The sequence below is a fragment of the Barnesiella sp. ET7 genome (assembly GCF_024733785.1).
GTDB lineage: Bacteria > Bacteroidota > Bacteroidia > Bacteroidales > Barnesiellaceae > Barnesiella > Barnesiella merdigallinarum.
Genome location: NZ_JANRHM010000016.1, coordinates 47,153 through 59,714 on the forward strand (window position 1 = coordinate 47,153; position 12,562 = coordinate 59,714).

At 56.0% G+C, this 12,562-nt stretch carries 7 protein-coding genes; 1 reads left to right on the forward strand and 6 read right to left on the reverse strand.

What is annotated here, in order from left to right; all coding sequences use genetic code 11:
• Positions 1-21: 21 nt before the first annotated feature.
• The 4 genes from NW211_RS10605 to NW211_RS10620 form a co-directional block, all read right to left on the reverse strand.
• Positions 22-1,659 carry a RagB/SusD family nutrient uptake outer membrane protein gene (locus NW211_RS10605; protein ID WP_087407778.1) on the reverse strand — a complete coding sequence of 546 codons (1,638 nt, stop codon included), beginning with the start codon at positions 1,657-1,659 and terminating at the stop codon, positions 22-24.
• A gap of 20 nt (positions 1,660-1,679) precedes the next feature.
• On the reverse strand, positions 1,680-4,652 hold the full coding sequence (locus NW211_RS10610) for a TonB-dependent receptor (protein WP_309249707.1): 2,973 nt from the start codon (positions 4,650-4,652) through the stop codon (positions 1,680-1,682).
• 275 nt (positions 4,653-4,927) lie between these two features.
• Positions 4,928-7,075, reverse strand: a complete 2,148-nt coding sequence (locus NW211_RS10615) for a glycoside hydrolase family 97 protein (RefSeq protein ID WP_375379589.1) — start codon at positions 7,073-7,075, stop codon at positions 4,928-4,930.
• Between the two features lie 203 nt (positions 7,076-7,278).
• A complete protein-coding gene (locus tag NW211_RS10620) occupies positions 7,279-9,138 on the reverse strand; it encodes a glycoside hydrolase family 13 protein (RefSeq protein ID WP_375379588.1) in 1,860 nt (619 codons plus the stop codon).
• Positions 9,139-9,481: 343 nt separating this feature from the next.
• Between NW211_RS10620 and NW211_RS10625 the strand changes: the two genes are divergently transcribed.
• Positions 9,482-11,071, forward strand: a complete 1,590-nt coding sequence (locus NW211_RS10625) for a DUF6377 domain-containing protein (RefSeq protein WP_258327823.1) — start codon at positions 9,482-9,484, stop codon at positions 11,069-11,071.
• Positions 11,072-11,128: 57 nt separating this feature from the next.
• Here the strand turns inward: NW211_RS10625 and NW211_RS10630 are convergent, their stop codons facing one another.
• Both NW211_RS10630 and NW211_RS10635 read right to left on the reverse strand, forming a co-directional pair.
• Entirely contained in the window at positions 11,129-11,878 is a 750-nt protein-coding gene (locus NW211_RS10630; protein WP_258327824.1) for a glycosyltransferase family 2 protein, read from the reverse strand.
• Positions 11,875-12,558 (reverse strand): CatB-related O-acetyltransferase, encoded by a 684-nt coding sequence (locus tag NW211_RS10635; protein ID WP_258327825.1) that lies wholly within the window; start codon positions 12,556-12,558, stop codon positions 11,875-11,877. The genes NW211_RS10630 and NW211_RS10635 overlap by 4 nt, the downstream gene beginning before the upstream one ends.
• Positions 12,559-12,562: the final 4 nt, after the last annotated feature.

Consider the following 12,562-nt stretch of genomic DNA (forward strand, 5'->3'; position numbering starts at 1 on the left):
TTGATGATATTGTGGTGATGATTAGTAACCCGGATTCTGCGTGAGGTTGGAGTTCTCAGCCACGTCGTTGTCGAGCAGCGGGAATATGGTGCGATAGGCCGGAATCTCTACGGCTCCGGTGGGCACACCGCCCTTGTAGGGCCAGGGGAAGCTCATGGAGGTGAAGTAGCCGTAGCGAATGAGGTCGGTACGACGGTGACCCTCCATCATCAACTCGCAGGCACGCTCTTTCAGGATGAAGTCGAGGTCGATCGATGCGGGAGTATCGAGCCCGGCACGGTCGCGCAACTGCTTGATATAACCGAGGGCCTTGGCGTCGGTGGTAATGCCGTTGTCCAGGCGGGCTTGTGCCTCGGCGTAGATGAGGTACATCTCGGCCAGACGAATCACGGGGAAGTCGGCCGACGAGAAGTTGTTGTCGAGGTGGAGCTGATTTTGAGAATCCATGCTGTTGAACTTCCAGCAACGCCAGCCGGTCTCGGCCACCTTCAGGTCGAACTCTTTCTCACAACCCGTGTTGCAGAAGAAGGCGCGCTTGTCGCTGCCCTCGCGGTCGTAACCGATGCCGGTACCGCCCCACGAGACATTCTTCATCTCGAAGTTGGCCTCTACATATTCGTTGGGGATGTGGTATCCGTTCCAACGCTCGGGCGACATGAAGGTGTTGTCGCCGAAGCCCAGCTCCTTGGCAATGGCCTGACTGGCTGCATCGTGCACGTTACCGCTCACCAGGTGGGTGGTTCCGCCCCAGCTCTGCATCTGGTTGCTGTCGTAACCGATGGCAAAAATCATCTCTTTCTGAGCGTCGGGATTCTCGCCGTTATCCTGCAGGAAGAGGTGGGCATAGTTCGAGCACAAGCCGTAACCCATGCCAATCACCTTCTCGGCTGCCGTGCGGGCATCTTCCCAACGGGGAGTGCCGGTATAGACCTCGGCATTGAGGTAGAGACGGGCCAGCAGAGCCTGTGCACTGCCTTTCGTGGCACGCGGATAGGGAACCTCGCCTACGTTGGGCATGGCGCTGTTGGGGTCGGCCAGCGCTTTCAGCTCACTCTCGATCCAGGCAAACAGCGCCGGACGTCCTATCTGCGTCGGCAGCGAACCGCCACCGATGTTCTCTTCGGTAGCAAAGGGCGGATTGCCATACAGATCCATCAACACGAAATAGGCATAGGCGCGCAGGAAACGGGCCTCGGCAATCAGCCCGGGCAGACCGTCCATCTCGCGGCCCGTGGCACGGGTGAGGAACTCGTTGGCACGGGTAACCGTGATGAGACCACGGGTGTAGGTGGCCACCAGGGCGGCATTACCGCCGGCTGTCCACGAAGCCGTTTGGGTCTCGGTAATGTAGCTGTCGCCCCAGATACATTTCATGGCGTCGGTACTCATCTCGTTCAGTACCACAATCTGGCGGATAAACTCGCTCTGTCCGGCATCGTCGACATTGATGTCGGCCTTTCCCGGGTCGTTCTGGCTCGACAGCGAGAAGGAGCCGTAGATGTAGGCCAGTCCCCGCTGAAAGTCCTGTATGTTCTGGTAGGCCGTTTCGCCGGTCTTGTCTGTCTCGTTCAGAGGTACGGTATCCAGGTCGCCGAGACAGGAGGTCATCGAGAGCGCCGTCGCTGCGATGGCCAGTGTATAATATATCAGTTTTTTCATAATGCTGTGTCTTAGGGTAGTTAGAAGTTAATGTTGAGTCGCAAGGTGTAGAGACGGGGACGGGGAATGAGGTTCTGGTCCACACCGTCGAGTTCGCCGCTGCTGTTGACCGTGAGTTCGGGGTCGAGGCCGCTGTACTTGGTGATGACAAATACATTCTGTACCGAAGCACCGATGCGGATTTTGCCCTTCCAGTTCTTGATTTTGTCGAAGGTGTAGCCTACGTTGATGTCGTCCATGCGGAAGAACGAGGCATCCTCGAGGAACATGTCGGAGAAGTGCTGGAACTCGGTGAGGCTCTCGGTCCAACCGGTCTTCTGGCAAATGGGCATGAGGTTGTCGATGTAGCCCTTGGTGTAGTCGTCCTTGTAACCGCTGGAGTTATCCTTGGCCACCTTGTTGAGGGCATAGCCGCCCAGTGAACCGTGGGCATTGAAACCGAAGTCCCAGTTCTTGTACACGATTTGCGTGCTGATACCGAAATAGAAATAGGGCATGATGCTCTTGCCGGTCACATAGCGGTCGTCCTGCGTGATTTGGCCGTCGCCGTTGCGGTCGACCAGCGCATTCTCTATGGGGTTGCCGTTGGAGTCGTATACCTGTTGGAAGAGGTGATAGGTGTAGGGAGCATAGCCTACCCGGTAGAGCGACGAGTATCCGCTGGTACCGCTCAGGTTGGAACCGACGCGTACGCCCAGATAGTCCTCGGTAGGCACATTGCTCAGCTTGGTAATTTTGGTGTCTTGCCAGGTACCGTTCAGGTTGATGTCCCAGTGCAGGTCTTTGGTCTCGATGGGTACGAAGCTCAAGTTCACCTCTACACCCTTATTTTCCATGTCGCCTACGTTGGTAATCACCGTGTTGGAGAAGTTGGAGCCGAGCGGCGTGGTGATGTCGTTGAGCAGGTCGTAGGTGTGACGCAGATAAGCATCCACGCTACCGCTGATGCGGCCGTTCAGGAAGCCGAAGTCGACACCCACGTTGTAGGTTTCGGTGGTCTCCCACTTGATATTCTTGTTGTAGGCCATGGGCGAGATGGTATAGGCATAGCCGTCAACGCCGTCGCCCAAACCGGGGAATCCGGGAATCATCATGTTGGGGCTGGTCGAGATGACATACCGCGGCTGATAGGCGTAGCAGTTGTCCATACCGATGTCCTGCTGACCGGTGCGACCCCAACCCAACCGAATTTTCAAGTTGGAGAGCGGTGTCTGGTGGTCCTTGATAAAGTCTTCTTCCACGATATTCCAGGCAAAGGCGGCCGAGGGGAAGAGACCCCAGCGGTTCTCCTTGGAGAAACGCGAAGAGGCATCGTCGCGCAACGAGAAGGTGAACAGGTATTTCGAGTCGATCGAGTAGTTTACACGGCCGAAGAACGAGAGCAGGTAATACTCACGACGGTCCGAGGGGCTGTCGAGGTAAACCTCGTCGCGGTTGGCGTTATAGAACGAGATGTTGTCGTACTTCACATAGTTGTGTTGCCAGGAGTAACCGGCCATCACGTCGAGGTGGTGGATACCGAACTGCTTGTTGTAGTTGGCATACAGCTCGAGCAGCGTGTTGGAGTTGATGTTGGCATACTCTTCGTAGAGGTCGCGACCCGACATGTTGTTGCGAGCCGAGGTTACCGACCCGAGAGCGGCATATTTGTAGCCGTCGGTACGGGCCACGTCGTAACCCAGGTTCAGGTTCAGGCGCAGGTCTTCGAGGCCGTGAATCTTATAGTCCAACTGCACGTTACCCAACGAACGCCACGAGTCGTTGCGGTTGGTATAGTCGTAGAGTTGCGACAGGGGGTTGATGCCGTAGTTGGTACTTACCTGACCGCCCACGTTCCAGTTCCAGTAGCCGTTGAAGAGCTCTTTGTTGATGCTGCCGTCGGCATTGCGGAAGTAGGGTTCCTGCGTCGGGGTGAAGGAGATGGCGCTGCCCACGGCTCCCGAGTTGGGATAGTTGGCCTTGTTGTAGATACCCTTGGCGTTGATGTTCACGCTCAGGTGGTCGTCGAAGAATTTGGGAGTCATGCTTATCGAGAGGTTGGCACGCTGGTTGTCGCCCACCTTCAACGTAGCCTCGTCGTAGGTATAGCCCATGCTCACCCGGTAGGGGAACTTGCCTTTCACATTGCCATAGACACTCAGGTTCTGGTCGGTCGTGAAGGCCGTGCGGTAGATGAGGTCCTGCCAGTTAGTATTGGCCGTACCCATGAGCGACTCTACGGTCTCCAGACGGCTGGTGCCGGCATAAGTGCTGCGCATGTAGTCGCGATATTGGTCGCCCGTCATCACGTCGAGTGTCGAGCTGTTCTGTTTCAAACTGTAGCTGGAGTTGTAGCTCACCTGCACATTTTTGCCGGTGCCCTTCTTGGTGGTGATGATAATCACACCATTCGAAGCACGCGAACCGTAGATGGCGGTGGCCGAAGCATCCTTCAATACCGTATAGGTGTCGATGTCGTTGGGGTTGACCGATGCCAGCGGGTTGGCCATGCCGGCACCACCCTCGGCCGTAACAGGTACCCCGTCGATTACGATCAAGGGGTCGTTCTTGGCCTTCAACGAAGCGGCGCCACGAATACGAATCGTTGCACTACCGGTGGGGTCGCCCGCTGCGGGAGTAACCAACAGGCCCGGTACCTTGCCCTGCAGCATCTGGTCGGGCGAAGTGACGGCACCGCGGTTGATGTCCTCGGCCTTGATGGCGGTAATCGAACCGGTGAGGTCGGTCTTTTTCACCGTACCGTAACCAATCACAACCACCTCGTCAAGCAGCTCTTCGTTTTCGTGCAAAACAAATTTCATCAACTCGCTGGCGGGTTGTTCCTGAGGTTGATAGCCAATGTACGAAACGGCGATGATGTCGCCCTTGTTGGCCTTGATGGTAAAGTTTCCGTCGATATTGGTACTCGTTCCGTTGCCAGTTCCCTTCACCAGGACGTTGGCTCCGATAATAGCCATACCCGTGTTGTCCAATACAACACCCTTCACTGTCATGCTCTGTGCGAAAGCATGTGCAGGTAGCAAGAAACCTACTATACACCATAATAGGATTTTGCTCGCAATTTTCAGAATTTTTCTTTTCATGTTATTAGCTTAAAGTAAAAAGATTTCTTAATATTATTGGAATCATCGAATGCGGGCCCCTCCAGACATAACGCCTTTGCGGCTACGAATCAATGACTTCTGTGAAAATACCGTGTGCCTCCGCGATAGAGAAAGAGGCCGGGCTCCCCGACGGGAGCCTCGACTTCTTTCACGAGGGGAGAAATTTACTTAATCTCTTTAATCGAGATGGCGTATCCGCCACCCACGGCTGCGGTAAGTTTGAGTTTGCTCTTGTTGGTTACTTTCTTGTGAGTAATGGTATAGGCCTGCGGATTGGTCTCCCAGTGGGCATCCTTGGCGTCGGCATAGATGGTGGCCTCGTACTTCTTGCCCGGGGTGAGGAAGTCGAGCACGAGCTCCGACTTATGTCCGTTGTAACCGGCCGTACAGCCTATGTACCAGTCGTCGGTCCCCTTGGCCCGGCGGGCTATGGTGATGTATTCGCCCGGCTCGGCCTCCAGGTATTTGCTCTCGTCCCAGTCGATGGCCACATCCTTGATGAACTGGAAGGCATCGGGGAAGCGCTGGTAGTTCTCGGGAATGTCGGCAGCCATCTGCAGCGGGCTGTACATAGTCACATAGAGGGCCAGCTGACGGGCCAGCGTGGTGCGGGCACGCGAGGTGTTCGAGGGGGTCATCTTGCTGCAATCGGTCTCGAAGATACCCGGGGTGTAGTCCATCGGGCCGCCAATGAGGCGGGTAAAGGGCAGAATGGTGGTGTGGTTCACGTGGTTGCCGCCGAATGCCTCGTACTCGGTACCCCGGGCCGACTCGTTGGCAATGAGGTTGGGATAGGTGCGGCACAACCCGGTGGGGCGCACGGCCTCGTGGGCATTGACCATGATCTTATAGTCGGCAGCCTTGTCTACGGCATAGAGGTAGTGGTTGACCATCCATTGCCCGTAGTGGTGTTCGCCACGGGGAATGATGTCGCCCACATATCCGCTCTTGACGGCATGGTAACCGTTGTCGACCATGAAGCGGTAGGCATTGTCCATGTGACGCTCGTAGTTGCGTACCGACGAGGAGGTCTCGTGGTGCATGATCATCTCCACCCCTTTCTCGGCGGCATAGCGGTGAATCTCCTGCACGTCGAAGTCGGGATAGGGAGTTACGAAATCGAATACATAGTCCTTGCTGTTTCCGAACCAGTCTTCCCAACCGATGTTCCAGCCTTCGACCAGCACGGCATCGAAACCGTTGGCCGCCGCAAAGTCGATGTAGCGCTTCACGTTCTCGGTGTTGGCCGAGTGGGTGCCATTGGGCTTGGTCTTGGAGTAGTCGGTCTCGTCCAGATGCACGCTATACAGGTCGTTGGTATAGGCCCAGGTGCCTTTGCCGGTAATCATATCCCACCAGATGCCGATGTATTTCGTCGGTTTTATCCAGGAGGTATCGGTGAGTTTGCAAGGTTCGTTCAGGTTGAGGGTGATGCGCGAGGCGAGGATGTCGCGGGCATCGTCGCTCACGATAATCGTGCGCCAGGGCGAACGGCAGGGGGTCTGCATGTAGCCCTTGTCGCCTTTGGCATCGGGGGTGAGCCACGACTCGAACACCAGGTTCTTGTCGTCGAGGTTCAGGTGCATGCACGAGTAATCGACCAGAGCGGCTTCGTGCAGGTTGATGTAGAGGCCGTCGTCGGTCTTCATCATCAGGGCCGTCTGCACGCCGGTGGGCGAGAAGGGAGTTTGCGACGAGTTGGGCGTAATGGCTTGCTTCATCAGCCCCCGAATCTCGGAGAGGCGCGAAGTGGTGTAGTCGTACTCCTGGGTATCGTAGTCGCCCGGAATCCAGAAGGCGGTATGGTCGCCGGCCATGGCAAACTGAGAGTGTTCCTCCTTGATAACGAAATAGTTGAGCTCTTTCTGCTGCGGGAACTCGTAGCGGAAGCCCAGACCATCGTTGAACAGCCGGAAGCGAATGACAATCTGACGTTTGTTCTGAGGCTGGTCGAGGGTCACGGCCAGCTCGTTGTAGTGGTTGCGTATCTGGCTCTCTTCGCCCCAAACCGGAGTCCAGGTCTCGTCGAAACTCGACGTCTGAGTCTGGGCCACCGTGAATCCGTTCATCAGATTGGCCTTGGCTTCCAGCCCTTCGATTTTTTTCGGACCGGAGAGTTGAAAGTCGGTTTGTGCGTTGGGGTCCTCCTGCTTGAGTTCCAGACCCAGGGTGCTGGTCTTGATGACCGGCTTTCCTTTATAAGACAAATCGTAGGCAGGTGCCCCGTTGGCAGTGAGGCTGAAGTTCATCACCAGATTGCCGTCTGGCGAAACCAACTGCTGGCCATTCGACAGGATGGGTATACATACCATGGCCCCGGCCAGGATGAGATGTTTGATGCTATTCATGGTGCGTTTTTTTGGTTAACTTGTTACGTGTTTGAGTTTGGTTTCAAAATTAGAGGATAAAGAGCCCTTTCTATTCGGATAGAATAAATTTATAAACGCTTTATCTTCTCAAACTTCTTATTTACAAACAATTGAATCTTTCGATCCACCGAAATATTATAAACGGTTTAGAAGCAGAGCAGCAGCGATTCGCGAGGCTCGAGCGAGAGTTTCTCCCCCAGTTCGACCGTGCGGCCGCTCAAGAAGTCGGTAGCCGAAGCTGCGGGCAACACCTCGCGATAGGGAGTGAGGTTGATCTCTTGCGGCTCGTCCGACCCGTTCATAATCACAACGGCCGAATGCTCGCCATACTTCCGCTCATACACATATACGTTACTCATAATCGAGAAGTGGGTCAGACTTCCTTTCCCGATTACGTCGTTGCCCTTACGCCAGTTCAACAGCTTGCGGGTGTAGTCGAAGGCTTCGTTTTGCAGGTCGGAGCGCCCCTCGGCCGTGAAGCAGTCGCTCTTGTCGCCCGACCAGCCGCCGGGGAAGTCGCGACGCAGCATACCGTCGCCTTCGCTCTTGTCGGCCGCCATCACAATCTCGGTGCCGTAGTAGAGTTGCGGGATGCCGCGTGTGGTGAGCAGGAAGAGCAGCGCCTGTTTGTAGCGGGTGAGGTTGGCGGTATCCTCCGCTTTCTTGTAGAAACGCGAGGTGTCGTGGTTGTCGAGGAAGATGAGCAGACTCATGGGATTGGGATAGACCAGGTCTTGCGTGAGGTAGTCGTACAACCGGTAGAGGCCGCCGCCCCAGTCGGTCGTCTCCTCGTCAAAGGCTTTGTTCATCAGGTCGGTGAGGGGGAAGTCCATGACGGTGGGCAGGTTGGAGTTGCGGGGTGCAGCCAGCCGGCTGTCCTTCTGCCAGAACGACACCAGCACATTGCTGTTGAGCCACGTCTCGCCCACGATGTTGAAGCGGGGATACTCGTCGAGTACCTCGCGACACCACTGCGACATGAAGTCGAAATCGGCATAGGGGTGCGTATCCTGGCGGATGCCGTTGATACCGGCATACTCGATCCACCAGATGCTGCTCTGAATCAGGTAGCGGGCCACGTGGCGGTTGCGGTGGTTCAAGTCGGGCATCACCTGGGTAAACCAGCCGTCGGTAGCCAGCCGACGCTCATACTCGCTGGCATGGATGTCCTGCACGCTGGCCGTCTTGAATGAGGTCTGGGTATAGTGCGACTTGAAGTTGAACCAGTCGGTCGAGGGCTTATCCTTGAACAGGTAGTTCTCGCTGCCGCAGTGGTTGAAAATCATATCCATCACCACCTTCAGCCCCTTCTGGTGAGCCTGCTCGGCCAACGCCTTGAACTCCTCGTTGCTGCCCAGGCGGCGGTCTACCTGATAGTAGTCGGTGATGGCATAGCCGTGATACGAACCGTCGGGCATGTCGTTTTCCTGGATGGGATTGAGCCAGATGGTAGTCACGCCCAAATCGGCCAGATAGTCGAGGTGGTCGGCCACCCCCTTCAGGTCGCCGCCGTGGCGGGCATACTGTCCGTTGCGGTCGACCTTATTCTCCAACATGCCGGGCACCACGTCGTTGTTGGGGTTACCGTTGGCAAATCGGTCGGGCATAATCAGATAGAGTACATCCGAGGCGGTAAAGCCCTCGATGTCGTTGCCGTTCCGGCTGCGGGCTTTCAGCTCATAGGGGACCGTAACGACCTTTTTTCCCTTCTTCAGCACAATGTCGAAGGTCTGCGGAGCCGCCTCGGAGAGGTCGACATACAACAGCAGGTAGTTGGGATTGGTCTGTTTCACGACCTCTTTCAGCTCTACGTCGCAACTCGAGAGGGTCACGTCGCAGGCGGCAATGCGGTCGCCATACAATAAAATCTGTAACTCCGGATTCTTCATACCCGCCCACCAGAAGGTAGGGGCAACTTTCTTTACAATCGGTGCAGAGGCAAAGAGATGAGCCGGCCAAATCAAGAAGCTAAACATGATGATAAACAATGTGCAGGTCCTTTTCATACTATTAGAATATTGGTGTAATACAAATATATAAAAAATGTGAACGCAGCCGGAGAGCCAACATGTTTTTATAAATCATGCAACGGTCTATTATATTGTAAAACAATCGATTGAATTTTTATACAGGAAAGAAAATATAAACCGTTTCAACGCCTGTTCCCGCTTTTTCAAACCATTTCGTCTCCCCTTAAAGGGGGTGTATGGCCACAAAGCCCCCGGGGTACTCCCCCACTCGATTTCTACCCGCTCCCAGAACTTCGAGCAAGGCGAGAATAATCCCTCTCGTTTTCATTTTTTAATGGAAAATTTATTATATATTTGTATTAAGGATTAAAAACTGTTTATGCGTAAGGTTGTATTTGCTCTATGGATGCTGATTCTTTGCCCCGTGGCCGGTGCAGAGAATACAGAGACACAACAGGTACTGGAACGATTGGATGCCGTGATTGCACAGAAGGAGAGCTACCGGTCCCGCAAGGAGGCCAAAATCGGCGAACTGAAGCAAAAGTTGCGCCAAGCCTCATCTCCCTCGGAGAAATACAGATTCTGCAATTCGCTTTTCTATGAATACCTTCACTATCAAGCCGACTCGGCTACCCGCTACCTCAATCTGAAGGAGGAGATAAACCCAGACCCCATATTCCCCGACAGCAAGGCCGAACACACGATATGCCGGGCCGAGGTGATGAGTGTAATGGGCATGTACAACGATGCCTTGCTCGAGTTGGAGACCATAACCCCCGGTCGCCTGGGCGAGGAGACCCGCCTCAAATACTACTATGCTTGCCGCTCGTGCTATGGCTGGCTGGCCGACAACATCGTAGACCCGCAGGTGAAGCAGAAGTATCTGGAGAAGACCGACCTCTATCGCGACTCCATCGCCCAATTTCCCCTGAACGAGACCGACCGCACCATCCTGATGGCCGAGCGGCTGACTCTGAACGGCAACCCCGACGAGGCTATCCCGATGCTCGACAAGCAACTGGCCACGGTCCGCGACATGCAGTACCTGTCGTATCTCAACTACACCATGTACGATGCCTATCGGGCCAAGGGCGACGTGGAGAAACAGATCTACTACCTGGCACAGACCGCCATTTGCGACCTGGAGCGGGTGGTACGCGAGTATGCCTCGCTGCAGAAACTGGCCTGGCTGATGTATGAACAGGGCGACATAGACCGGGCCTACTGCTACCTGAACTGCTCGATGGAGGATGCCGTGAGCTGCAACGCCCGCCTGCGGTTCCTGGAGGTGACCGAGTTCTACCCCATCATCGACCGGGCCTATCGCGAGAAAGACGAGCATGAGCAGTCGGTCGTGCGCGGCATGTTGATGGGCATAAGCGTATTGTCGCTGCTGCTGATTGTGGCGGTCTTCTACCTGTACCACTGGATGAAGAAGCTCTCGGCCATGCGGAAGAGCCTGTACGAGGCCAACTGCGAACTGAAAAACTCGAACGCCACGCTGGCACAAATCGGCAAAATCAAAGAGGTGTACATAGCCCGCTATCTGGACCGCTGCGTGGGCTACCTCGAGAAACTGGAGCAATACCGCCGTTCGCTGGAGAAGCTGGCCATGACCTCCAAAATCGACGAACTCTTCAAGACCATACGCTCCGACCAGTTCCTGCGCAGCGAGCGCGAGGCCTTCTACCGCGAGTTCGACAAGTCGTTTCTCGACCTCTTCCCCAACTTCATCGAAGACTTCAACAAACTGCTGGTCGAGGAGGGGCGCATCTATCCCAAACCGGGCGAACTGCTCAACACCGAGTTGCGCATCTTTGCCCTCATCCGCCTGGGGGTAACCGATGCCAACCGCATCGCCCACTTCCTGAGCTACTCGCTGGCCACGGTATACAACTACCGCAGCAAGATACGCAACAAGGCAGCCGGCGACAAGGAGCGATTCGAACAGGAGGTGATGAATCTGTAACCGCATGGAGCGGTCGGGAGCGGTGTGGCCGGTGCCTGTTCCATAAGCTGTATATTACTATTCACGGCCTGTCAATCGGGCCACGGCAAAGCGCACGGCAAACCACAGGTGGCGCACGAAGGTGGGTAGCGTGCCGTAGTAACGGCACATAATCGCATATCGCTCACGCAGCGAGGCCTTGCGGTTGGCGGTGGTAACCCCCTCGTTGAGGTAGTCGACGAGGGTCTCGTGCGTGTTGGTAATCGTGCGGGCCGCCAGCATGCAGCGGATACACCAGTCGTAATCGGCCGAATAGCGATATTGCAAATCATACTCGGGAGCTATCGCCCGCCGCACCACGAAAGCCTGGTGGCACACCAGCATACCCATACGGAAACTCTTCACCGTCAGCACCTCGGGGGCCTGCAACCGACGCATGGCCACGAAACGACGCCGGGCATCGACGAGAGCCGTCTCGCCATAGACGATGTCGGGGTCGTTTTTTTCGATGGAACGGGCTATTTTCTGCAACGTATCGGGGGCATGCAGGGCATCGCCGGCATTCAGAAAGATGAGGTATCGGCCCTTAGCCCGGCGCAGTCCCTTGTTCATGGCGTCGTAAAGTCCCCGGTCGGGTTCGCTCGTCACCGAGGTGACGGCCCGCGAGGCCCGGGCCAGGGCTACCGTGCCGTCGGTCGAGGCTCCGTCGACCACCAGATACTCATAATCGGTAAAGGTTTGGCACTCGACACTCTGCAACGTGGCGGGCAATGTAGCCTCCGCATGGAAGGTAATCGTGATAATCGAGAAAAGCGGACTCTCCATCATAACTTGTTTTTCATAAATAACTCTATATCAGTAAAGCTGTCGGCCTGTTGGCGGAGCTGGTCGAAGGGGCGCTCCCACCAGCGCGAGGCGAGCAGATAGGCAATCTGCCGGTCGTCGAACCGCTTGCGTATCTCACGGGCAGGTACCCCGCCTACAATCGTATAGGGCGGCACATCGTCGACCACCACGGCTCCCGTGGCAATGACGGCACCCGTGCCGATGCGTATACCCGACATGAGCGTCACGTTGTTGCCCATCCACACGTCGGCCCCCACCTCGATGCTGATGCCCCGCTCGGGGTCGCAGTAGCGGCTCTCCTCGAACCGCTGCTCCCGCACAAACGAGAAGCCCGGCTGGCCGTGGGGCGAGAAGAAGGCGGGGTGGGTAGAGACAAAGGTATGGGTGGGGTGCTGCCCGTTGACAATGCGCACGTTGCGCCCGATGGAGCAGAAGGGCCCCACCTCGGCATCGGTGAAGTTGCTGCCGCGGCAAATGTAGGTACCCCGGCCTATGCGGGCCCCGGCCAGCAGCACGTTGTCCTGTATGGTGTTGTAGCCCTCGAGGCGGGTACGGCCGTTGATATAAGCCTTGTACGATACACGCGAATGGTGGGCCAGGCGGTAGTAAAACTGCATGAAAAACATGACGATGCGGCTGGCCAGGCGGGTTAAGTCTCTCATCGGT